At 75.0% G+C, this 22232-nt stretch carries 22 protein-coding genes and 2 pseudogenes; 11 read left to right on the top strand and 13 right to left on the bottom strand.

What is annotated here, in order from left to right; translation table 11 throughout:
- Nucleotides 1-217 precede the first annotated feature (217 nt).
- Nucleotides 218-787 (bottom strand): DUF1707 and FHA domain-containing protein, encoded by a 570-nt coding sequence (locus RNC47_RS33045; protein WP_311604206.1) that lies wholly within the window; start codon nt 785-787, stop codon nt 218-220.
- Between the two features lie 278 nt (nt 788-1065).
- Here RNC47_RS33045 and RNC47_RS33040 point away from each other — a divergent pair, with 278 nt between their 5' ends.
- The 4 genes from RNC47_RS33040 (at nt 1066) to RNC47_RS33025 (ending at nt 5151) form a co-directional block, all read left to right on the top strand.
- Nucleotides 1066-2004 carry a GNAT family N-acetyltransferase gene (locus tag RNC47_RS33040; RefSeq protein WP_311604204.1) on the top strand — a complete coding sequence of 313 codons (939 nt, stop codon included), beginning with the start codon at nt 1066-1068 and terminating at the stop codon, nt 2002-2004.
- Nucleotides 2005-2070: 66 nt separating this feature from the next.
- Nucleotides 2071-3831, top strand: a complete 1761-nt coding sequence (gene treZ, locus RNC47_RS33035) for a malto-oligosyltrehalose trehalohydrolase (RefSeq protein ID WP_311604202.1) — start codon at nt 2071-2073, stop codon at nt 3829-3831.
- A gap of 205 nt (nt 3832-4036) precedes the next feature.
- Nucleotides 4037-4819: an SDR family NAD(P)-dependent oxidoreductase gene (locus tag RNC47_RS33030; protein ID WP_311604201.1), complete on the top strand. Its 783-nt coding sequence runs from the start codon at nt 4037-4039 to the stop codon at nt 4817-4819.
- Nucleotides 4820-4923: 104 nt separating this feature from the next.
- A complete protein-coding gene (locus RNC47_RS33025; RefSeq protein WP_311604199.1) occupies nt 4924-5151 on the top strand; it encodes a hypothetical protein in 228 nt (75 codons plus the stop codon).
- Nucleotides 5152-5155: 4 nt separating this feature from the next.
- Here RNC47_RS33025 and RNC47_RS33020 read toward each other — a convergent pair whose 3' ends face one another.
- The 7 genes from RNC47_RS33020 to RNC47_RS32990 form a co-directional block, all read right to left on the bottom strand.
- Nucleotides 5156-5785: a LysE family translocator gene (locus RNC47_RS33020; protein ID WP_311604198.1), complete on the bottom strand. Its 630-nt coding sequence runs from the start codon at nt 5783-5785 to the stop codon at nt 5156-5158.
- A 90-nt stretch (nt 5786-5875) separates the two neighbouring features.
- Nucleotides 5876-6034 carry a hypothetical protein gene (locus RNC47_RS33015; protein ID WP_311604196.1) on the bottom strand — a complete coding sequence of 53 codons (159 nt, stop codon included), beginning with the start codon at nt 6032-6034 and terminating at the stop codon, nt 5876-5878.
- A 62-nt stretch (nt 6035-6096) separates the two neighbouring features.
- Nucleotides 6097-6459 (bottom strand): flagellar basal body-associated FliL family protein, encoded by a 363-nt coding sequence (locus RNC47_RS33010; protein ID WP_311604194.1) that lies wholly within the window; start codon nt 6457-6459, stop codon nt 6097-6099.
- Between the two features lie 118 nt (nt 6460-6577).
- Nucleotides 6578-6985: a peptide-methionine (R)-S-oxide reductase MsrB gene (gene msrB / locus RNC47_RS33005; RefSeq protein WP_311604193.1), complete on the bottom strand. Its 408-nt coding sequence runs from the start codon at nt 6983-6985 to the stop codon at nt 6578-6580.
- A 34-nt stretch (nt 6986-7019) separates the two neighbouring features.
- Entirely contained in the window at nt 7020-8396 is a 1377-nt protein-coding gene (gene murC, locus RNC47_RS33000; protein ID WP_394814935.1) for a UDP-N-acetylmuramate--L-alanine ligase, read from the bottom strand.
- Between the two features lie 169 nt (nt 8397-8565).
- Nucleotides 8566-9033 (bottom strand): indole-3-glycerol phosphate synthase, encoded by a 468-nt coding sequence (locus RNC47_RS32995; RefSeq protein WP_311604190.1) that lies wholly within the window; start codon nt 9031-9033, stop codon nt 8566-8568.
- A 230-nt stretch (nt 9034-9263) separates the two neighbouring features.
- Nucleotides 9264-10037 carry a pyrimidine reductase family protein gene (locus RNC47_RS32990; RefSeq protein WP_311604189.1) on the bottom strand — a complete coding sequence of 258 codons (774 nt, stop codon included), beginning with the start codon at nt 10035-10037 and terminating at the stop codon, nt 9264-9266.
- A gap of 92 nt (nt 10038-10129) precedes the next feature.
- Here RNC47_RS32990 and zapE point away from each other — a divergent pair, with 92 nt between their 5' ends.
- Nucleotides 10130-11227 carry a cell division protein ZapE gene (gene zapE, locus RNC47_RS32985; protein WP_311604188.1) on the top strand — a complete coding sequence of 366 codons (1098 nt, stop codon included), beginning with the start codon at nt 10130-10132 and terminating at the stop codon, nt 11225-11227.
- Between the two features lie 53 nt (nt 11228-11280).
- Nucleotides 11281-12123 (top strand): polyphosphate kinase 2 family protein, encoded by an 843-nt coding sequence (locus RNC47_RS32980; protein WP_311604186.1) that lies wholly within the window; start codon nt 11281-11283, stop codon nt 12121-12123.
- A gap of 18 nt (nt 12124-12141) precedes the next feature.
- Here RNC47_RS32980 and RNC47_RS32975 read toward each other — a convergent pair whose 3' ends face one another.
- Together RNC47_RS32975 and RNC47_RS32970 are read right to left on the bottom strand one after the other, a co-directional pair.
- Nucleotides 12142-12816 carry an ABC transporter gene (locus RNC47_RS32975; protein ID WP_394814933.1) on the bottom strand — a complete coding sequence of 225 codons (675 nt, stop codon included), beginning with the start codon at nt 12814-12816 and terminating at the stop codon, nt 12142-12144.
- A pseudogene (locus RNC47_RS32970) lies at nt 12813-13639 on the bottom strand (ABC transporter ATP-binding protein). The gene RNC47_RS32975 and the pseudogene RNC47_RS32970 overlap by 4 nt, the downstream one beginning before the upstream one ends.
- A gap of 166 nt (nt 13640-13805) precedes the next feature.
- Here RNC47_RS32970 and RNC47_RS32965 point away from each other — a divergent pair.
- Together RNC47_RS32965 and RNC47_RS32960 are read left to right on the top strand one after the other, a co-directional pair.
- Nucleotides 13806-15030, top strand: a pseudogene (locus tag RNC47_RS32965) (DUF692 domain-containing protein).
- A 12-nt stretch (nt 15031-15042) separates the two neighbouring features.
- Nucleotides 15043-15942 (top strand): TIGR04222 domain-containing membrane protein, encoded by a 900-nt coding sequence (locus tag RNC47_RS32960; RefSeq protein WP_311604184.1) that lies wholly within the window; start codon nt 15043-15045, stop codon nt 15940-15942.
- 28 nt (nt 15943-15970) lie between these two features.
- On the opposite strand, the gene hemQ is transcribed toward RNC47_RS32960, so the two are convergent.
- Genes hemQ through hemE form a run of 3 tightly spaced genes read right to left on the bottom strand, consistent with a single transcriptional unit; the run spans nt 15971 to nt 19194 of the window.
- Complete coding sequence (gene hemQ / locus RNC47_RS32955) at nt 15971-16690, bottom strand: hydrogen peroxide-dependent heme synthase (RefSeq protein WP_132934056.1); 720 nt, start codon at nt 16688-16690, stop codon at nt 15971-15973.
- A gap of 17 nt (nt 16691-16707) precedes the next feature.
- Entirely contained in the window at nt 16708-18111 is a 1404-nt protein-coding gene (hemG, locus tag RNC47_RS32950) for a protoporphyrinogen oxidase (protein ID WP_311604180.1), read from the bottom strand.
- Nucleotides 18112-18153: 42 nt separating this feature from the next.
- A complete protein-coding gene (gene hemE / locus RNC47_RS32945) occupies nt 18154-19194 on the bottom strand; it encodes a uroporphyrinogen decarboxylase (RefSeq protein ID WP_394814934.1) in 1041 nt (346 codons plus the stop codon).
- 152 nt (nt 19195-19346) lie between these two features.
- Between hemE and RNC47_RS32940 the strand changes: the two genes are divergently transcribed.
- From RNC47_RS32940 to RNC47_RS32930, 3 genes are all read left to right on the top strand, one after another.
- Nucleotides 19347-19979 (top strand): DUF3000 domain-containing protein, encoded by a 633-nt coding sequence (locus RNC47_RS32940; protein WP_394814932.1) that lies wholly within the window; start codon nt 19347-19349, stop codon nt 19977-19979.
- 164 nt (nt 19980-20143) lie between these two features.
- On the top strand, nt 20144-20809 hold the full coding sequence (locus tag RNC47_RS32935; protein WP_311604177.1) for a response regulator transcription factor: 666 nt from the start codon (nt 20144-20146) through the stop codon (nt 20807-20809).
- Between the two features lie 113 nt (nt 20810-20922).
- Nucleotides 20923-22179: an HRDC domain-containing protein gene (locus RNC47_RS32930; protein ID WP_311604176.1), complete on the top strand. Its 1257-nt coding sequence runs from the start codon at nt 20923-20925 to the stop codon at nt 22177-22179.
- Nucleotides 22180-22232: the final 53 nt, after the last annotated feature.

The following is a 22232-nucleotide window of genomic DNA, read 5'->3' as shown; positions in this document are numbered from 1 at the left end:
GAAATCGGTTGTCCGCGCCTTGGGGTTCGGCGGCTGCCGGCCTCCGCCCCGTCCGAAGCCTTTACAGAGGAACACGCACGGCGCTACGGTCCGAATTGGGAGCGCTCCCATAGCGGTCGTGGACCGGGACGCGCGCCCAGAACTCCGGCCTGCCGCCCCACCTCCCAGCCCCCGCTAGGGCGGCAGGCCGGCTTACCGATGAGCTGCCCGGGACACCTCAGTCGGGGTCGCCCTCCACCAGCACGAAGGACACCGCGCCGAACCGCACCTGGTCCCCGGGCCGCACCGGGGCGCCGCCGGTGACGCGGCGGTCGTTGACCCAGGTGCCGTTCACCGAGCCGAGGTCGTGCAGCAGCCAGCCCGCGGGCGTGCTGAACAGCCGCGCGTGGTGGCGGGAGACGCTGGAGTCGCTCAGCCGGAGGCCGCAGCCGGCCTCCCGCCCGATGGTCAGCGGCACGGGCCCGGGCATCGGCAGCAGCAGTCGCGGCAGCCGCTCCGCCTCCCAGGCGAGCCGCAGGCGCTGGCGGAGGGCGGCGACCCTGGTCACCTGCGTCACCAGCCAGTTGCCCGAGCGGCCGACGCGCGGCGGCCGCCGGTCCGGCAGGTCGCCGAGGACGGCGTACAGCTCGTCGAGCCACCGCGCGGCGAGCACCTGCTCCACGCGGCGCTCGAAGGTGTCCTGGGAGACCCGCCCCTCCACCACGCTCTCGCGGAGCACGTCGAGCGCGCGCTCCCGGTCCGCGTCGGATATCCGCGGTGACGGCGCGCCGAACTCGACTGAAGTCATGCGGGAATTGTCCGCGACCCCGCGCGACCGTGTCCACGCCGGGGCGGCGAAAAACCGTTGGACACGCCGTCGCCCGCCGGCCTACGGTGCTGGCACGCCCGACCCCGTCACGGTTCGAGAAGGGAGGCGCCGTCATGTCGTTCCTCACGACGTCAGTCAAGGCTTCGGCCACATCGTCTGTCACAACTCCGCGCTTCCCCAGCCCTCGCCGTCCCGTCGGGCGTTTCCCGGGCTGAGCCGGAGGCCGTGTCAGGCCCTTCGGAAGGACCACACCCTTCATGACCGATCTGGTCATCCGCGCGCTCGCCGAGCACGAGGCGCGCTCCGTCTTCCTGTCCCTGCCCGACCCGGGACTGGTGGGCGCCGTGCTGCTCGATCCGCCGCACAACGTGTACGAGACGGTCGGCGCCGGCGGCAACTACCGGCCCGAGTGGACCTTCGTCGCCGAACGCGACGGCGTCGTGGTCGCCAGGGTCGCCTTCTTCGGCGGCCCGGACGACGCGGAGCCCGTCGCCGTCGACTGGTTCGACTTCACGGACCGGGAGGCCGCCGTCGAACTGCTGCGCGCCGTCCCGTTCCGCGCCGACTACGAGCTGATCCTGCCGCCCGGCTGGCGCGAGGACCCGCCGGCCAGGGCGGCGGCCGGGGCCCGGGTGGCCGCGGCCACCGACGCCGGCTACCAGACGCTGGTGGAGCGTTTCCGCTACCTGTGGACGCCCGCCGAAGGGCTGCCGGAACGCCCGGGCCGCCTGGTCTTCCGTCCGGAGCCGGACGACGAGGTCGTCCTCTCGGTGCTGCGCCGGGTGCACTCGGTGACGCTGGACGCCCACGCCCGGCGGGCCGTCGAGCGCGGCGGCGTCGAGCTGGCGGCCCGCGAGGAGCTCGACTTCATCCACTGGTGCCCGTCGCCGCGCGAGTGGCTGCGGCTGGCCTACACACCGGCGGGCGAGCTGGTCGGCATCCAGGTGCCGGCGCGGAACCCGGGCGGGCCCTGCGTGGGCTTCATCGGGGTGGTGCCCGAGCAGCGCGGCCACGGCTACGGCTACGACCTGCTGGTGGAGTGCACCCACGCGCTGGCCGCCGAGGGCGCGCGGCGGATCGCGGCCGCCACCGACGTGGGCAACACCCCGATGGCGGCCGCGTTCGCGCGGGCGGGCTATCCGGTCACCCAGCACCGCTACTGCATGACAGCGCCGGCCTCGGGTCCCGCGTCCTGACGTAGTCGTCGCGCGACCGGCGCGCGGCCTGGCCATCGCACCGTCGGGAGGCCGAGCATGGTGCCCATGTTGTTCGAGGTGTGGGCACCACGGGTGGGCGAGGTCGCGCTCCACGTCCAGGGCCGGCCGCCCGTCGCCATGCGGCGGGAGGCCGGCGGCTGGTGGCGGGCGGAGGCGCCGGCGGCGCCGGGCGACCGCTACGGCTTCGCGCTGGACTCAGGGCCGCCGCTGCCCGACCCGCGCGGCCGGCGGCTGCCGGAAGGCCCCGACGGGCTGAGCGCGGTGACGGATCTGGCCGGCTTCGCCTGGCGGCATCCGTGGCCGGGGCGTGGACTGCCCGGCGCGGTGCTGTACGAGCTGCACGTCGGCACCTTCACCCGCGAGGGCACGCTGGACGCGGCCGTCGGCCGGCTCCCCCGGCTCGCGGACCTCGGCGTCACCCATGTCGAGCTGATGCCGGTCTGCCCGTTCCCCGGCCGGCACGGCTGGGGCTACGACGGGGTGGCGCCGTGGGCGGTGCACGAGCCGTACGGGGGCCCGGCGGCGTTGCAGCGCTTCGTCGACGCGGCGCACGGGCTCGGCCTCGGGGTGGTGCTCGACGTCGTCCACAACCACCTGGGCCCGTCCGGGAACCGACTGCCCGAGTTCGGCCCGTACTTCACGGAGCGGCACCACACCCCGTGGGGCGCGGCGGTCAACCTGGACGGCCCGGAGTCCGCCGAGGTGCGGGCGTACTTCGTCGGCAGCGCGCTGGCCTTCCTGCGCGACTACCGCCTCGACGGGCTGCGGCTCGACGCGGTGCACGCGCTCGTCGACGAGTCGACGCCGCACTTCCTCGCCGAACTCTCGGCCGCCGTCGACGCGTTGGCGACGGAGACGGGCCGGCCGCTGTTCCTGGTCGCCGAGTCCGACCAGAACGACCCGCGCACCACCTCCCCGCGCGAGCGGGGCGGCCACGGGCTGCACGCGCAGTGGAGCGACGACTTCCACCACGCGCTGCACGCCACCCTGACCGGGGAGTCCCAGGGCTACTACGCCGACTTCGGCAAGGCCCCGCTGACGGCCCTGGCCCGCACGTTGTCCGGCGGCTTCTTCCACGACGGCGGCTACTCGGCGTTCCGGGGCCGCGAGCACGGCAGCCCGCTGGACCGGGCGGCGACGCCCACCCGCCGCCTGCTGGGTTACGCCCAGACCCACGACCAGATCGGCAACCGCGCGCTCGGCGACCGTCTCGCGGCCCTGGCCGGGCCGGCGCGCGCCGCGCTGGCGGCGGCGTTGGTGCTGTGCGGCCCGTTCACGCCGATGCTGTTCATGGGCGAGGAGTGGGGCGCGACGACGCCGTGGCAGTACTTCACCGACCACCCGGATCCGGCGCTCGCGGAGGCGGTGCGGGCCGGCCGCCGTCGGGAGTTCGGCGCGCACGGCTGGGCGGAGGAGGAGATCCCCGACCCGCAGGACCCGGCCACGCGGGACCGCTCCTGCCTCGCCTGGCCTCCCGAGGACGCCCCTGCTCCCCCGCTCCTCGACTGGCACCGCCGCCTGATCGCCATCCGCCACGCGCACCTTCCGGCGGACCTGCGGCTCGCCGACGTCTCCGTCGACCACGACGAGGAGGCCGGCTGGCTGGTCCTGCACGCCGGCCCGCTGACGACGGCGGTCAACGTCTCGCCCGACGCGGAGGCCGTCGCGCCGCTCGGTCCCGGCTCCTTCGCCCCGCTGGCCGGCACCCACCCGCTGTCCGCTCCCGACGTGGCGGGCCGGCTGCTCCTGCCGCCCGAGTCCGCGGCCGTGCTGCTGCGGGCCGACGCCGCCACGTCGACCGGGTGATCGACCGGCCCTGGTAGCGTGCGGCGCATGGGTTCCTGATGGTGACGGCGCCACGTCCGAGGCATGCGGTTCGCGGCTGACGCGTCCGCCCATCAGGTGTGCCCCTCTTCGCCGTCGGCGTCCGACGCCGCCGTCTCCTGACCCCGCTGTCCTCGTACGTCCGCCATCCGCTCGGGAACGAACCGAACCACGATGGGAGACGCACATGCTCGACACCGGCCTCGCCGGCCAGAACGTCCTGGTCACCGGAGGCGCCGGCAACATCGGCGCGGCCATCAGCCGCGCCTTCGCGGCGCAGGGCGCCCGGGTGGCGATCCACCACCTGGCCCAGGACCCGCCCGCGCCCCGGGGAACGGAGTGGGCCCACGTCACGCCGACCGCCGGCGCGGCCGAGGCGCTCGCGCGGGAACTCGGCGCCGACTCCTTCGCGATCAGCGCCGACCTGTCACGGCCGGAGGCCGCCCGCGAGTTGGTGGCGGCGGTCGGTGACCGGCTCGGATCGATCAACGTCCTGGTCAACAACGCGGCGCACTGCGAGGTCCCCGACAGCGTCGACACCCTGACCTACGACTCGCTGGAGCGGCACTACCGGGTGAACGCCGTCGCGCCGGCCGTCCTCATCGGCGAGGTGGCCCGACTGCGGGACGGCGACGCCCCACTGTCCGTCGTCAACATCACGACCGACGCGGCCCGTGCCTTCCCCGGCCAGACCGGCTACGGCACGTCGAAGGCGGCGCTCGAGGCGCTGACCCGGTCCACCGCGCTCGACCTGGGCCCCCGCGGCATCCGGGTCAACGCGGTGGCGCCTGGACCGGTGCAGACGGGATGGATGGGCGAGGACCTCGTCGCCGAGGTGACCGGACTCGTGCCGCTCCGCCGGCTCGGCGAACCGGACGACATCGCGGACGCCGTGGTCTACCTCGCCTCCCACCAGGCCCGTTGGATCACCGGCCAGGTCCTCCAGGTCGCCGGCGGCCACGCGCTCTGACCGACACGACGGGGCCGGCCACGCCACTACGGGCCGGCCCCGCCGTCATACCGGCCCCCGTGCGGGCCCTGGTACGGGAGACCGCGTCGAGTCGGTTCGCCGGGGTGAGTGAGTTCGACAGCGATGGCGTGCCCGACACCGCCCTGGCGGCGTGGGGGGTGGCCGGCCCGGAGGGTGGCGCGCATGTGGTCGGAAACGGTGGCCGCAGCCGACAGGTGGCGTTCGTGGAGAGCGCCGAGCCGGCGGCCGTGCGGTGGGGGCGGTTCACCGGCGGGTCCACGTGGGTGGAGTGGGTGGATCCGGTGCCGGCGGCGCCGGAGGACGGCGAATAGCCGGTCAGCTCTCGATGGCCAGCCGCACGCCGAGCGCTATCAGCACGCCGCCCGAGACCTGTTCGAGGCGGCGGCGGACGCCGGGGCGGCTCAGGACGCGGCGGAGGCGGCCGACGCCCCAGACGTAGGTGGCGTAGTAGCCGGTCTCGAAGACGGCCCAGACGGCGGCCAGGGCCAGCATGGTCGTCAGGTGGGGCGCCCCGGCGGGCACGAACTGGGGGAGGAAGGCCATCGCGAAGATGCCGGCCTTCGGGTTGGCCAGGTTGAGCAGCAGCCCGGCGCGGTACTCGCGCCAACCGCCTGCGGACGGGTCGGCGGGGCCGGCCGCGTCGGCGAGCGAGGCGTCGTCCGCGCGACGCGCGGCGCGCAGCGCCTGGATGCCGAAGGCGACCAGCACCACGGCGCCGACGACGCGCATGACGTCGTACGCCACCTCGGAGGCCTCGAGCAGCGCGGTCAGGCCGAGGGCGGCGAAGACGCCCCAGAGGAAGACGCCGCTCTCGTTGCCGAGCACCGTGAGCAGGCCGGCCCGTCGGCCGCGCAGCGAGTTGCGGATGATCAGGACCGTGCTGGGCCCTGGCGAGGCGGCGACCAGGAGGCAGGCGCCGAGGAAGGCGGGGAGGTAAGACCACATGGTGGCCATTCTGGCCGGCGGGACCGGGCTCGGCGAACGAGTTCCGACGGCTGGACCGAACTGGCAGCCAGCCCTGCGCGGTGGCCGACGTCAGACGGCGACGACATGCACGTCCGGCGGGGCCAGCACCTCCGGGTAGGCATGGATGTCGTCCGGATCGCTGGTGAAGATCACCGCGCTGCCGAGCCGGACGGTGTCGCCCTGACGAAGGCCGAACCGCGGGACCGGCGCCCGGCCTACGAGCGGCACCGCGAGATGGGCGAGGCGGAGGAAGAGGCCGCCGCCTCGCGAGTCGCCGGATCGGTCCGGCGTCAGGGCACGGTGCAGATCACGAAGGCGCGCACCGTCTGGCTCGCCGTGCCGGTGTTCCTCACGCCGATCTCCCAACCGGTGGCGGTCGCCAGGGAGTCGGTGAGGTAGTTGAAGGTGCCGCTGGTGGTCGCGCCGCCCCCGGTGGGCACCTGCCCGGCCGGGCAGTTCACCGTCGCGAAGGCGAAGCTGCCGGCGGGGACGTCCACCGGGCTACCGAGGTACTGGTTGTGCGCGGCCAGCGGCTCCGCGGCGCGCGCCTTGTCGACGGCGCCGTCGTCGTGGTGGACGGCGGCGCCGGCAGTCGCCATGCCGGCGAGGACGATCGCGATGGTGGTCAGGGCGAGGATTCTGCCGCGTCTCATCTCGGCCTCCGAGGGTGCGGGGGGAAGGTGCCCCTCACGCTACGGAGCGAGCATGACAAAACACAGGGCGTGGCGGGGCGCGGCGCCCGGCGCGTGTAGCCAGGGCGCCGCGCGCGGCTCACTCGGTCGGCTCGAGCCGGATGGCGATGGAGTTGATGCAGTACCGCAGGTCGGTCGGGGTGTCGTAGCCCTCGCCCTCGAAGACGTGGCCGAGGTGTGAGCCGCAGGTCGCGCACAGCACCTCGGTGCGGGGCCGGCCGGGCAGCGAGCGGTCCTCGCGGGTCTCGACCGCGTCCGTGGCGGACGGGTCGTAGAAGGACGGCCAGCCGCAGTGCGACTCGAACTTGGTGGTGGAGCGGAACAGCTCGGCGCCGCAGGCGCGGCAGTTGTAGACGCCGACGGTCTTGGTGTCGGTGTACTCGCCGGTGAAGGCCCGCTCGGTGCCGGCCTGGCGCAGCACCTGGTACTCCTCGTCGGTGAGCTGGGCGCGCCACTCCTCGTCGGACTTCTCGACCTTGTATCCCATGGGGTGCTCCTTCGAAGACAGAACGGGTGCGCCGTCAGTGCGCGGCGAGGCGGGCGAGGATCCTCGGGCCGAGCTCGGTCACGTCGCCCGCGCCCATGGTGAGAACGAGATCGCCGGGGCCGGCCATTCCCGCGACCGCCTCGGGCACGGCGGCCTTGTCGTGCTCGGCCCGCGCCGCGGCGCCGTGCGCCAGGGCCGCGTCGATGATCAGCTGGCTCGTGACGCCCGGGATCGGGTCCTCCCTGGCCGGGTAGATGTCGAGCACCAGGCAGGCGTCCGCCAGCGCCAGGGCCTCGCCCATCTCGGTGGCCAACTCCCGGGTGCGGCTGAAGAGATGGGGCTGGAAGACCACGAGTACCCGGCCGTCGCCCCCGGCCGCGCCGCGGATGGCCTCCAGGTCGGCGGACATCTCGGTGGGGTGGTGCGCGTAGGAGTCGATGACCTGGACGCCGCCCGCCTCCCCCTTGGGCTGGAGCCGGCGGCGGACCCCGGTGTAGTCGCGGAGGGCGCGGGCCAGGTCCTCGGCCGGTACGCCGGCGGCCACTCCGGCGGCGAGCGCGGCCACGGCGTTGTGCGCGTAGTGCCGGCCGGGCACCGAGACCTGGAAGGTGAGCTCACGCCCCTCGATCAGCACGGTGACCGCGCTGGTCAACCCGGCCGGGACGACCCGCAGCACGCGCACGGTGGCATCGGCCGCCTCGCCGTAGGTGACGAGGCGCAGGCCCTCGCGCCCGGCGAGGCGGGCGGTGAGCTTGCGGGCGCCCTCCTGGTCGGCGTTGACGACCAGGGTGCCGCCGGGCACGACGCGGTCGGCGAAGGTCTCGAAGGAGTCGTGGATCTCGTCCAGCGAGGCGTAGTTGGCGTGGTGGTCGAGCTCGACGTTGAGGACGATGGCGACCTCGGGCCGGTAGCGGTGGAAGCTGCGGTCGCTCTCGTCGGCCTCGGCGACGAAGAGCTCGCCCGTGCCGTGCTCGGCGTTGGAGCCGGGCGCGTCGAGGTCGCCGCCGATGGCGTAGGAGGGGGCGAGGCCGAGGGCGGTGAGGCTGACGGCGAGCATCGAGGTGGTGGTGGTCTTGCCGTGGGTGCCGGCGACGGCGATGGTGCGCCGCCCGACCATCAGCGCGGCCAGCGCGTCCGAGCGGTGTACGACGGGGATGCCGCGGCGGGCGGCCTCGGCGAGCTCGGGGTTGTCCTGCCGGATGGCGCTGGAGACGACGACGCAGCTGGCGGCCTCCGACAGGTGCGCGCTGTCGTGGCCGACGTGCACCAGGACCCCGAGCTCGCGCAGCGCGGCGGCCGTCTCCGAGTCGCGGGAGTCGCTGCCGGCCACCTGGGCGCCGCGGCGGGTGAGGATCTTGGCGATGCCCGACATGCCGGCGCCGCCGATCCCGATGAAGTGCGGCCGTTCCATCGTCGGCGGGATCGCCGGGGTGGCCTCCGGTGCCGGCGAGGTCTCCGATGCCGGTGAAGCGGGCATGCGTTTCGTCTCCCTGGTCTTCCCTGTCGGGCGGCGTGCCCCCCGATTGTCGCACCCGCCGGCGGGACGGCCGGCTGCGCGCCGCGCCCGCTCGGCGTGCGCGCTATTCGGCGTGCGCGAACAGCTTGAGCACGGGCACGCCGACCTTGTGCCTGGCCCGGGAGGCCCAGTCCCGGTGGAACAGTTCCTCGACGTAGTGCGGGGCGGTGAGGACGATGACCTCGTCGGCGCCGGTCTCCTCGACCACGGCGGTCAGCAGGTCGAGCGGATGGTCCTCGACGAGCCGGCCGACGGCCTCGGCGCCGGTGGCGCGCAGCGCGTCGAGCGAGCGGGCCAGCGCGGCCTCCGCCGGGCCCGCCGCCTCCTCGCCCTCGGGGACGTCGGCCTCGTGGACGGCGTCGCGGAGCTCGCCGAGGGCGACGTCGTCCAGCGCGCGCAGCAGCCGGTCCTGGTCGCCGCGCGGCTGCATGAGCACCACGAAGGACTGCGGCTCCTCGCCGTGCAGGGTGGTGACGAGCTGGACGTCGGTGGGCACCATGGGCTTTTCGATCATCAGTACGGTCGTGATCACGGAGAGCGCCCTTCTACGGGAGCCGGGACCCGCGCCTCCCGGCGAACGTTCGTCCCCGTCGTGGGCCCCGGGAGCCGCCGGTGGTCGCCGGTACGGTCGCCGCGTCGCACGAGGGGTGTGCGCTGTTCAGTCTGCCCACATCAGGATAAGCGGAACGTATCATTCCGCAGATCACCCCGGTTCGTCCCGGATCGTCCCGGACCAACGGGGACGACGTCCCCCGACGGAGGTCATGCCAGACGGTAGCGGCCGAACAGGAAGCCGGACTCGGCCAGCAGATCCGTCAGCTCCATGTCGACCGGAGCCTCGATCTCGGGGCCGCTCATCACCCGCGGCGCGGTGCCGACGGTGAACCGGGGGGAGATCGTCAGACACACCTCGTCGACCACCCCGGCCGCGGCCAGCTGGCCGAGCAGCCGGGGGCCGCCCTCCGTCAGCAGCCGGGTGTAGCCGCGCCTGGCCAGTTCCGGCTTGATGCGGCGCGGGTCGACGCCGGCCTCGTCGCCGGCGGTGACCACCTCCGCGCCGGCCTCCCGGGCGGCGACCAGGCCGGAGTGCGGGGCCTTGGCGCCGGTGATGACCAGGGTGGGCACGTCGGGCTCGGTGAACAGCGGCAGCGAGAAGTCCAGGTGCAGGCTGGCGCTGACGACGGCGATGGCCGGCACGGTCGTCTGCCCGGCCGCCGCCCGGCGCTCGGCGAACTCCGCACGCCGGCGCGCGGGCCGGTAACGCTCCTCGCGCACCGTCTCGGCACCCACGATCACCACGTCGGCAAGCCCTCGGAGCACCCCGAAGATCCGCATGTCGGCGGCGTTGGAGAGCGGCCGGGAGCGGCCGCCGTGGTGTGCGGCGCCGTCCATCGAGGACACCATGTTGGCCCGCAGCCAGGGGGCGCCGCCCGCCTCGGCCCCGGGATAGGCGTACGCGTCGGCGAGCTCGGCGAGCTCCCACTCGCGTTCGGTGTCTCCGGTCGGCTCCGAGGGCACGGGAAACAGGCGTCGCATGGGGCGCAGTGTGGCACACGGCGGCGCCCGGGGCTCGTTCACGCCCTGGCCCCGAGGCGGCGACGGCCGGATCCGGTTTACAGTGGGAGACTGTGTCAGCCAGCACGACCCCAGACCCCGCGGGCGGCGATCCCCTAGCCGGCCCGGTGGCCCTGTGCTCCCGCGAACCCCGTGTCCCGGCCGAGCGCCTCGTGGCGGAGCTCGTGCCGCCCCCGCGCTTCGACTCGGTCCGCTTCGACACCTACATCCCGGACCCGGCGCAGCCCTCCCAGCGCTCCGCCGTCAAGGTGCTCGGCGAGTTCGCGGCCGGCCTCGGCGGCGACCGTGCCGCCGGCGAGGGCCGTCGCGGCCTGTGGCCCAGGCGCCAGCGCCGGCCGAGCGCCCCCGAGCCGCGCGGCGTCTACCTGGACGGCGGCTACGGCGTCGGCAAGACGCACCTGCTGGCCTCCCTGTGGCACGCGGTGCCGGCCGCGCCCGAGGTGAAGGCGTTCGGCACCTTCGTCGAGCTGACCAACCTCGTCGGCGCCCTCGGCTTCCAGCAGACCGTGCGCACCCTGTCCGGGCACCGGCTGCTGTGCATCGACGAGTTCGAGCTCGACGACCCGGGCGACACGGTGCTGGTCTCCTCGCTGCTCAGCCGCCTCGTCGCGGAGGGCGTCGCGCTCGCCGCCACCTCCAACACGCTGCCCGACAAGCTCGGTGAGGGCCGCTTCGCCGCGGCCGACTTCCTGCGCGAGATCCAGGGCCTGTCCGCGCACTTCCGCGCCCTGCGGATCGACGGCGACGACTACCGGCACCGCGGCCTCCCCACCCCGCCCGCCCCCCGCGAGGACGCGGCCGTCAGCCGGCTCGCGCACCAGCGGCCGGGCGCCTCGCTCGACGACTTCGGCGCGCTCCTCGACCACCTCGCGCGCGTGCACCCCAGCCGGTACGGGGCGCTGTGCGAGGGCGTCACGACCGTCTGCCTGACCGGCGTGCGGGCGGTGCCCGACCAGACCACGGCGCTGCGGCTCGTCGTGCTCGCCGACCGGCTCTACGACCGGGAGATACCGGTGGTGGCCTCGGGCGTGCCGTTCGACCGGCTCTTCAGCGAGGAGATGCTGAACGGCGGCTACCGCAAGAAGTACTTCCGGGCGATCTCCCGGCTGACCGCGCTGGCCAGGGACGGCGAGCGGGTGGCCGCCGGCTGAGCCGGCCCCCTCCCCGGTGGCGGCCGGCACCCGGCGGCGACATCATCGAGAGCATGCCGAGCGACGTCCGCGACCTGCTGGCGGTCCAGCCGGGCCACCGCGTGAAACTCTCCGACCACCCAGCCGACGCCACCCCCGGCTTCGACGGCAAGAAACGTCAGGCCGTGCAGGAGGTCGCCGATATCGGCAGGGAACTGGCCGACCTCCAGGAGCGCCTCTACGCCGCCGCCTCCGAGGGCGACCGGCGGCGGGTGGTGCTGGTGCTCCAGGGCATGGACACCTCGGGCAAGGGCGGCACGGTCAAGCACGTCATCAGCCACTTCAACCCGGCCGGCTGCCGCATCAGGGCCTTCAAGGCACCGACCGACGAGGAGAAGCGGCAGCACTTCCTGTGGCGGGTCGACCGGGCGCTGCCACAGTCCGGCGAGATCGGCATCTTCGACCGCTCGCACTACGAGGACGTGCTGGTCGTCCGGGTCCACGACCTGGTGCCCGAGGCCGTCTGGTCGCGGCGCTACGAGCAGATCAACGCCTGGGAACGGATCCTGGCCGAGGACGGCGTCACCTGGGTCAAGGTCTTCCTGCACATCAGCCGCGACGAGCAGCGCGAGCGGCTCCTGGCCCGCCTCGACCGGCCCGACAAGCACTGGAAGTTCAGCCCCAACGACGTCCGCGAGCGGGAGCTGTGGCCCGACTACCGGAAGGCGTACACGGCGGTCCTCGAACGGTGCTCGACCGAGGCGGCGCCGTGGTACCTGGTGCCGGCCGACCGCAAGTGGTACCGCAACTGGGCGGTCAGCCAGCTGCTCCTCGCGCACCTGCGCGACCTCGACCCCCGCTACCCGCCCGGCGCCTACGACCCCGCCGAGGCACGCGCGGCGCTCCTCCGGGCGTAGCCGCGACGGCGAGCGCCCTCAGTCGGGGCGGCGGGTGGCGCAGGAGAGGGCGGTCGCGGCCGCCGTCAGGAGTGCGGCGGCGATCAACGGGAGCAACGGCCGGTCCGCCGCGCCCCGTTGGGAGCCGTCGATCAGCGTGCTGACCGCCGCGTTGGCCGGCGAGGCGCCGCCGACCAGCAGGGCGATGGCCGCGCACGCGGTGACCGGGATCGACCAGGCCGGGCTGCGTAGCAGCGGCCGGTTGCACAGGACGCCGAGTGCCGTGCCGAGCAGCACGCAGGTCAGCATCGCCGCGGCACCCGCCGCCGCGGCCGCGGCGAGCGGGATCGGGGTGCGGCGGTCGGCCCCGTGGGCGTCGCTGATCAGCAGTACCACGACCGTGCCGGCGACGCCGATCACCGACGACAGCACGAGCGCCGTCAGGACCGCGGCCAGCCGGACCCGGGCCCGGCCCGCGGCGGCCACCGCGCAGGCGCGGGCGGCCGGCGGCTCGGCGGCCACGCCGACCCGCACCAGCCAGGCGGCCGTCGGCAGGGCGGCCGCGGCGGCGAGGCCGAGCGAGTCGAGCACGGGCTCGTCGGCCCGCACGCCGACGAACAGCAGCATGGCGTGGAGCAACAGCGGCGGCAGCCAGCGGTGGGAGCGCGACACCAGCGCCAGGCGGTAGCGGACGAGAGCGAGCAGCACGGTCATGGGCGGGTGCGCACCGCTCTGATGTGCCAGGCGGGCTCCGCGGTGAGCAGGGCCCGCAGCAGCGCGTCCGAGTCCGTGGCGGACGCGGTGAGCCTGATCGCGCCGTCCGGGAGCCGCTCAGCGCCCGGCGGCGCCGGCGCGTCCGGCGGCCCCTCCGCCTCGACGACCACCGTGGCCACGGGCCGCCCGGCCGCCGTGAGCCGGCCGGCCTCGACCCGCAGGGCCACGCCGTCGACGTGGGCGAGCCGCGCCGGGTCGTGGTCGACGAAGACCACCGTCGTGCCGGCCGTGAGCCGGTCCTCGACGGCCGCGTCCAGGATGCCCCGGGCCTGCTGGTCGAGGCCGGTCCACGCCTCGTCGAGCACCAGCAGCCCGGGCTCCGCGAGCAGCGCCTGGGCGACCGCCACCTTCTGGCAACTCCCCTTGGAGAGCTCGCTCATGGGCGTGTCGGCGTGCTCGGCGGCGCCGAGCAGCGCGAGCCAGCGCTCACCCTCCTCGGCCGCGCGCCGCCCGGTGAGGCCGTGCACCCGGCCATGGGGGCACCTCCCAGCGTTAGCTGGGGGAGGGTGAGGTAGCCGCGCGCGGTCAGCGGCAGCGCGGCGGGGAACCGCTCCGGCACGTACCCGACCCGGCGCGGCCGGTCGGTGATCCGGCCCCGGCTCGGCACGTCGAGGCCGGCGACGAGGCGCAGCAGCGTGGACTTGCCCGAGCCGTTGCCGCCCTCGATCCGGGTGAGTGCGCCGGGCCGCAGTTCCAGGTCCACCCCGCGCAGCACCCACGGTGCGCGCCGGCCGTAGCGACGCGAGACACCCGTCAGTCTCATCTCGCCCCTTGTCTCACATTCGGGCCCGAATCCGAGCCCAAACCTCAGATCTAGCTCTGAACATCGTCCAAAGGGATTCCCGAACCCCCGGGCCGGAGACAACTCTGCCACGAAGTACGGTTCCGGCGGCCGAGGTCGTGAGGGGGAGAACGTGCCACGACTGGGAATGGGAATCGGCTGGCGGCCCGAGATCGCGGCCGTCGTCGAGGAGTTGCCCGGAATCGACTGGGTCGAGGTGGTCGCGGAGAACATCTGCGCCGACCACCTGCCGGAGAGCCTGCTCAGGCTCATCGGGCGCGGCATGACGGTGGTACCGCACGGGGTGTCGCTCGGGCTCGGGGGCGCCGAGCGGCCCTCGCCCCACCGGCTGGTGTCGCTCGCGTGGCTGGCGGAGACGCTCAACGCTCCGCTGGTCACCGAGCACATCGCCTTCGTCCGGTCGGGCGGCGTGCTGACCGACACGCCGGCCGTCGAGGCGGGGCACCTGCTGCCCGTGCCGCGGACCCGAGACGGGCTGCGCGTGCTGTGCGAGAACGTGCGGATCGCACAGGACGCGTTGCCCGTACCACTGGCGCTGGAGAACATCGCGGCGCTCTTCAGCTGGCCGGGTGACGAGTTGACTGAGGGACAGTTCCTGACGGAATTGGTGGACCGTACGGGGGTCGGGCTGCTGATCGACGTCGCGAATCTGTACACCAACAAGGTCAACCGCGGGGAGGACCCGGCCTCCGCGCTGGACGCCATCCCGCTCGACGCGCTGGCCTACGTCCACGTGGCCGGTGGCGTCGAGCGGGACGGCGTCTGGCACGACAGTCACGCGCACCCGGTTCCGCCCGCGGTGCTCGACGTGCTCGGCGAGCTGTGCGCCAGGACCCAGCCGCCCGGGGTGCTGCTGGAGCGGGACGAGGCGTTCGGGCCGCCGGCGGAGTTCGCCGGCGAACTGGCCGCGATCCGCGAGGTGGTCTCCGGGGTGCGTCATGGCTGAGCCCCGGGAGCCGGAGGAAGTCGACGCCGCCCGGCGCCGGTTGGCCGCCCGGCAGGACGCGCTGCTCTCGGCGCTGACGGCCGGCGGCCCGGTCCCCGAGGGCTTCGACCCGGCGCGGCTGAGGATCCAGCGGTCCGCGCTGGCCGCCAAACGGGCGGGGGTGCTGGCCCGGGTGGCGCCGGAGTTGCCGGAGATCCTGGGCGAGGGCTACCGGCCGCTGGTGCTCGACTACATCCGTTCGACGCCGCTGATCGGCGGCTACCACCGGGACGCGACCGCGTTCGCCGAACACCTGCTGGTCGGCGACCGGTTGACCGACCGGGCTACCAGGCGCGCCGTCGAGACATGGCTGCGACGGCGCACGGGCCAGCCGAGGGGAAGGCTCGCCCGACTACTCGGAAGATAGGGGGTGACCGCCATGTTGACGTTCTACCTACTCGCCGGCGGTCTGTTGGGACTGGGGCTCGTCCGGCTGTTCCTCGCCAGGGGCCGGGCGTTGCGCACGCTGCCGAAGCAGATGGCGCCGGCGGCCCTGGAGTCGCCGTACGACGCGGCGTTCCTCACCGGTGGTCCCGGCCGGGTCGCGGACACCGTGCTGTGCGCGATGTACGACAAGCAGCGGATCATGATCGACGGCGGCGTGCTGCACGTCGTCGAGCCGGTCGCGGACGACGCCCTGGAGCGTGAGGTGCTCGCCCAGTGCGGCGCCGGCTGGGAGGCGCCGCTGGGCACCGTCCGGCGGGGCCTGGCCGGCTCGGCGGCGGTGACGGGGATCGGCGACGAGCTGGTGACCCGGGGCCTGCTGCTGCGGCCCGAAAGTCGCCTCGCCTGGCGGTCGGCGGCCAGGCTCGCCCTGACGCTGTCGCTCGTCGTCGTCGCGGTCTCGCTGGTGCTGCTGGTCGTGCTCGCGACCGGCGACTCCTCGGGAACGACCGGGGCGGCCGTGATGATCGCCCTGGCCGCCGGCGTGCTGATGGCGAGCCTGGTGTTCGGCCCCGGCCGGGACCCGCTGCCGGCCGCGGGCACGGAGGCGGTGGCCCGGTACCGGGTGGCCATGACGGGGGCGACGGCCCTGGCCCCGCTGGTGGCGGTGGGCGGGATCGTCGCGCTGACCGATCTGGAACTGCGCGCCGAACTGGCCGCGGCGGCCGAGCTGCCGCTCGCGGACAACCGCTGGGCCGCCTCCTCCTCGGGGGGCACCGCCGGTGACGGCGGGTACGGCGGCGGGGGCTGCGGCGGCGGGGGCTCGTCCTGCGGCGGCGGCAGCTCGTGCGGGGGTGGCGGCGGCTGCGGCGGGGGCTGCGGAGGCGGCGGCTAGCCGCCGCGCCGGGCGGCCCCCGGCGCCGTCAGGCGAGGTCGGAGACCAGCTCGGCCACCGACTTGCGGCGGCCGGTGAAGAACGGGATCTCCTCGCGGACGTGGCGGCGGGCGGCCGAGCCCCGCAGGTGGCGCATCAGGTCCACGATCCGGTGCAGCTCGTCCGCCTCGAAGGCCAGGATCCACTCGTAGTCGCCGAGCGAGAACGAGGCGACCGTGTTGGCCCGCACGTCCGGGTAGCCGCGCGCCATCCGGCCGTGCTCGGCCAGCAGCCCGCGCCGCTCCTCGTCGGGGAGCAGGTACCACTCGTAGGAGCGGACGAACGGGTAGACGCTCACGTAGTCGCGGGGTGTCTCGTCGGCGAGGAACGCCGGGATGTGCGACTTGTTGAACTCGGCCGGCCGGTGCAGCGCCATGTTGGACCAGACGGGCTCCAGGGCCCGGCCGAGCCGGGTGCGGCGGAAGCGGTTGTAGGCGTCCTGCAGGGCGTCCGCGGTCTCGGCGTGCCACCAGATCATGACGTCGGCGTCGGCGCGCAGCCCGGAGACGTCGTAGGTGCCGCGCACCACCACGTCCTTGGCGGCCAGCTGCTCGAAGAGCTCGGTGACCTCCGCCGCGTGGCCGGCCCGCTCCTCGGGCAGCGGCTCGCGCAGCCGGAACACCGACCAGAGGGTGTAGCGGATGACCTCGTTGAGCTCCTTGGCGCGCTTGCCCGCGGACTTCTCCGAGGCGTCTGGTGCGGTAGTCATGGCCGTATTCTCTCCCCTCACTCCCCCGCCTCCTCGCGGGGCCCCGTCGGCAGGGCGCGCAACAGCTCGGCGACGGCCCGCTGGGCGGAGGCGACGCAGGCGGGGATGCCGACGCCGTCGTAGGAGGCGCCGGCCAGCCGCAGCGCGGGCAGCCCGGCGAGGTAGCCCCGCACCCGGGCGACCCGCTCGGCGTGGCCCACGGTGTACTGCGGGAGGCCCTGGTGCCAGCGGGTCACCACGCTGTCCACCGGCTTGCCGGTGAGCCCCGCCGCCTCGCCCAGGTCGTCGAGCGCGGCGCGCACCAGGTCGGCGTCGTCCCAGCCGAGCGGTGCCTCGTCGCCGTAGCGGCCGACGGAGGCGCGCAGCAGGAAGAGGCCGGGGTCGGCGGCGGCCGCCCAGTCCCACTTGCCGGTGGTGAAGGTGGCGGCCTTGATGACGCGGCCGTCGATCGCCGGCACCAGGAAGCCGCTGCCGCGCGGCAGCCTGGCCAGGTCGGCGCGGCGGAAGGCGAGGGTGACGATGGCCATCGAGGCGTACTCGACGGCCGCCAGCTCGCCGGCCGCGGCCGGCGCCTCGGCGGCGAGCAGCCGGCCGGCGGCGGCGGCCGGCACGGCCAGCACCACGCCGTCGGCGGCGAGCGAGCGGCCGTCGCCGAGGGCCGCGGCCCAACCACGCGCGGTGCGGCGCAGGTTGGTGACGGCGACGCCGGTCTCCAGGGCGGCGCCCTCGGCCCGGCAGGCGTCGGCGACGGCCCCGGCCAGGGTGCCGACGCCGCCCTCGACGCCGGTGAACACCGGCTCGCCGGGGGCGCGCGGCGGCGACTGGCGCTGCACGGCGCGGACCGCGGCCAGCAGCGTGTCGTGCTCCCGGGCGGCCTCGTAGAGCTTGGGCACGGCGGAGCGCAGCGAGATCTGGTAGGCGTCGCCCGCGTAGACGCCGCCGAGCAGCGGCTCGACGAGCCGGTCGACGACCTCGCGGCCCATGCGCTCGGCGACGAGCCGGCCCACGGGCGCGTCCTCGCCGACCTCCAGCGGGGGCAGCTCGGCGTCCCTGGCGATCTGGGCGAGCCCGGCGTCGGAGAGCACCCCGGTGAGGGCCGCGACGGAGGAGGGCACGCCCATGACGTGGTCCTGCGGCATGGGCCGCAGGGCGCCCCTGGTCCAGATCGACGCGCCGGCGACGGCCGGCGGGCGCAGCGCGTCGCCGAGGCCGACCGCGCGGGCCAGCTCCGTGGCCTCGGGGCGGCGGGCCAGTATCGACTCGGCGCCCAGGTCGACTCCGACGCCGGCGACCGAGCCGGTGTGGAGCTTGCCGCCGAACCGGTCCGAGCCCTCGATCAGGGTGACCCGGACGCCGGCGGACAGCAGCCGGTGGGCGGCGGCGAGGCCCGAGATGCCGCCGCCGACGACGATCACATGCATGGCTCCCCCTCGGTGCGTCGCTTCACGTGGCGTCGGGGCGGGTCAGCGGGCGGTCCGCTCGTGGACGTGGGCGACGAGCCGGGTCAGGGCGTCCGGGTCGGTGGTGGGCAGGACGCCGTGCCCCAGGTTGAAGACGTGTCCCGGCAGCCCGGCGGCGGAGTCCAGCACCCGGTCGGCCTGGGCGGCGACGACCTCGGGCGGCGCGAACAGCACGGCGGGGTCGAGGTTGCCCTGGAGCGCCTTGTCCGGGCCGACCCGGCGGGCGGCCTCGGCCAGCGGGACCCGCCAGTCGACGCCGACCACGTCGGCGCCGGCCTCGCCGAGCAGGCCGAGCAGCTCGCCGGTGCCCACGCCGAAGTGGATGCGGGGCACGCCGCGCCCCGCGACGGCCTCGAAGACCTTGGCCGAGGCGGGCAGCACCGAGGCCCGGTAGTCGGCGGGGGCCAGCGCGCCGACCCAGGAGTCGAAGAGCTGGACCGCCGAGACGCCGGCGTCGATCTGCGCGCCGAGGAAGGCCCCGGCGATCCCGGCGAGCCGGTCGAGCAGCTCGGCCCACAGCTCGGGGTCGCCGTACATCAGCGCCTTGGTGTGCTCGTGGTTGCGCGAGGGGCCGCCCTCGACCAGGTAGCTGGCGAGGGTGAACGGGGCGCCGGCGAAGCCGATCAGCGGGGTGTCGCCCAGCTCGGCGGTGAGCAGGCCGATGGCCTCCGCGACGTAGCGCACGTCGTCGGGCTCGAGCGGCCGCAGCTGGTCGAGGTCGGCGCGGCTGCGGATGGGCCGGGCGACGACCGGGCCGACGCCCGGCTTGATGTCGAGGTCGACGCCGATGGCCTTGAGCGGGACGACGATGTCGCTGAAGAGGATGGCCGCGTCGACGCCGTGCCGGCGGACGGGCTGAAGGGTGATCTCCGTGACCAGGTCGGGCCGCATGCAGGAGTCCAGCATGGCGATGCCCTCACGGACCTTGCGGTACTCGGGCAGCGAGCGGCCGGCCTGTCGCATGAACCACACCGGGGTGTGCGGAACGGGCTCGCGGCGGCACGCCTTGAGGAAGGCGGAGTCGGTCACAGTCACAGGCAGCAGTCTCCCACGCCACCGTGATCCGACGGCGCGCGCGGGTGTGCCTACCGGCGTCGCGGGGCGGTGAGCGCCTAGGGTCTGGTCGTCATGGTCCGGCCGCCGCCCCGCACACGGACGGCGGGCCCCGGCGGCCGTACCCCCTAGGGTTACCGGCCATGGCAGCGTCTCGAACCCAGCCGGTGGAGGAGTCCGGAATCATGAACGACCCCGGTGCGCGGGTCCCGGAGGCCTTCCGGCGTGCGGTCACGGCGTTGACGACGGCCCGGCCGCGCCCCGAGGTCAGGCTCGCGCCGCTGCCGCCGCCCCGCAGGCTCGCGCCGTTCGCGCACGCGGTGGGCGCGACCGTGACGGCGGGCGAGGAGGAGCTGGCCGACGGCCGCTTCGTCCTGCTGCACGACCCGGCGGGCGACGAGACCTGGCAGGGCGACTTCCGAGTGGTGACGCTGGCCAGGGCCGACCTCGAACCGGAGCTCGCCACCGACCCGCTGCTGCCGGAGGTGGCGTGGTCCTGGTTGACGGAGGCGCTTGACGGCCGGGGGCTCGACCGACGGGAGGCCAACGGCACGGTCACCAGGGCCGGTTCGAGCTTCTTCGGCGGCCTGGCCGACCGGCCGGCGCGGGCCGAGCTGGAACTGCGCGCCTCCTGGACCCCGACCGACCCCGACGAGGCCGGCGCCCACCTGCTGGCCTGGTGCGGACTGCTGGCGCAGTGCGCCGGGCTGCCCCCGGAGTCCAACGGCCCGGCGGTCACCGCCCTGCCCCGCCGCCGCGGTCCACGGGCGATGTGAACGCGGGAACGCTGGGATGACGAATCACCGGTTCGTGATCATTCTCTAAAGGCCCAGTGGGATCGTGCCGAAGGAGTCAGTGACCCTTCCACCCGGATCGCCCCGACTCCTCCCCGGGAGTCGGTTTCGGATCCGTCCCCATCCCACCCCTCCCGGGAGGCCCGGTGTCTGTTCTCCTTGAGCACCCCACAAGCCTGGTCGCCTACCGCCCGAACAAGCCGACCGCCATGGTCGTCGTGGCCGACCCCCGTGTCCGTTCCACCGTCACCCGCCACCTGTGGGCGCTCGGCGTGCGGGACGTGATCGAGGCGTCGTCCGTGGCGGAGGCCCGCCCCCGAGTCGCCAACCCCCGTGACATCTGCGTCGCCGAGGTGCACCTCCCCGACGGCTCCGGGCTCACCCTGCTCTCCGAGACGAGGGCCGCCGGCTGGCCCAACGGCCTGGCCCTCTCGGCCGCGGACGACATCGGCGCGGTGCGCAACGCGCTCGCCGGCGGCGTCAAGGGCTACGTCGTCACCGGCACCCGCAACAACCTGGGCCCGCCCACCCGGCACGGCGCCTCGCACATCGGCGCCGCCGCGGCCCGCGGCCTGCACCGCCGCCAGCCGGGCGCCCCGGCGCACCAGGGCGGCTACCGCGAGCTCTCGGGCCGCGAGGTCGAGGTGCTGCGGCTGGTGGCGGAGGGCCAGTCGAACAAGGCGATCGGCGTCTCCATGGGCCTCTCCGCGCTGACGGTCAAGAGCCACCTGGCGCGCATCGCGCGGAAGCTCGGCACGGGCGACCGGGCCGGCATGGTGGCGGTGGCGCTGCGCACCGGCATCATCCACTGAACCGTTCCTTCTACGCCGTCGCTCCCGGCCCCCGGCGGACGAGCCCGGGTCCACCCGGTGCCGGGAGTGTGGACGGACGTTGTGCACCGTGCGCACAGAGTTAGTCTTAACTGGTGACCGACGCCCAGCAGACCGCCGAAGCGAGCCCTGATCTCACCGCATCCGAGCCGTCAGGGCCGACCCCGGTACCGCTGCTGGCCCCCCGCGAGGGAGTGCCGCCGGTCATCGCGGACGCCGACGCCCTGGCCGAGGTGGTCGCCGCCTTCGCGGCGGCCGGCGGCCCGGTCGCGGTCGACGCCGAGCGAGCCTCCGGATACCGCTACGGGCAACGCGCGTATCTCGTGCAGCTGCGCCGCAGGGGCGCCGGCACCACGCTCATCGACCCCGTCGCCTGCCCCGACCTCTCCGCCCTGGGCTCCGTCCTCGCCGACACGGAGTGGGTGCTGCACGCGGCCACCCAGGACCTGCCGTGCCTGCGGGACATAGGTCTGGTGCCCACCCGGCTCTTCGACACCGAACTGGCCGGGCGTCTCGCCGGCTTCGCGCGCGTGGGCCTCGGCGTGATGGTCGAGACGGTCCTCGGCTACAGCCTGGAGAAGGGCCACTCGGCGGTCGACTGGTCCACCCGCCCGCTCCCCGAGCCGTGGCTGCGGTACGCGGCGCTCGACGTCGAGCTGCTGGTCGACCTGCGGAACGCGCTGGAGGACGAGCTGCGGCGGCAGGGCAAGCTGGAGTGGGCGCTCGAGGAGTTCGCGGCGATCGCCGCCGCGCCCCCGCCGCCACCTCGCAAGGACCCGTGGCGCCGCACCTCCGGCGTGCACAAGGTACGCCGGCGCCGGCAGTTGGCGGTGGTGCGGGAGCTGTGGACGGCGCGGGACCAGGTCGCGCAGCGGCGGGACCTGTCGCCGGGCAAGGTGCTGTCGGACGCGGCGATCGTGGCGGCGGCCCAGGCCATGCCGCAGGACACGCGGGTGCTCGCCGCACTGCCGGGCTTCGGCACCCGGATGGGGCGGCGCCAGCTCCAGCTCTGGCAGGCGGCGATCGACCGGGCCAGGGAGCTGGCCGAGTCGCAGCTTCCGCAGCCGGGCCAGCAGACGGCCGGCCCGCCGCCGCCGCGGGCCTGGGCGGAGAAGGACCCGGCCGCGGCGGCCCGCCTGGCGGCGGCGCGGGCGGCGGTCACGGCGCACGCGGAGACGCTGCGGCTGCCGCAGGAGAACCTGCTGGCGCCGGACGTGGTGCGGCGGCTGTGCTGGGAACCACCGACCGATCGCACGCCTTCGGCGCTGGCGCCGGCGCTGCGCGCGCTTGGCGCGCGCGAGTGGCAGATCGGACAGACGGTCGACCTGCTGGCCCGCGCGCTCACCGACTGACCGCGCCAGGCGCGCCGCCGCTGAGCGGGCGCGCCGCGCCGATTCCCCCCACC

Origin of the sequence: Streptomyces millisiae (genome assembly GCF_031845425.1) — a bacterium.
Classification (GTDB): domain Bacteria; phylum Actinomycetota; class Actinomycetes; order Streptomycetales; family Streptomycetaceae; genus Streptomyces; species Streptomyces millisiae.
Note: the sequence above shows the minus strand (reverse complement) of the source record. Positions and strands in the feature narration are given on the sequence as shown.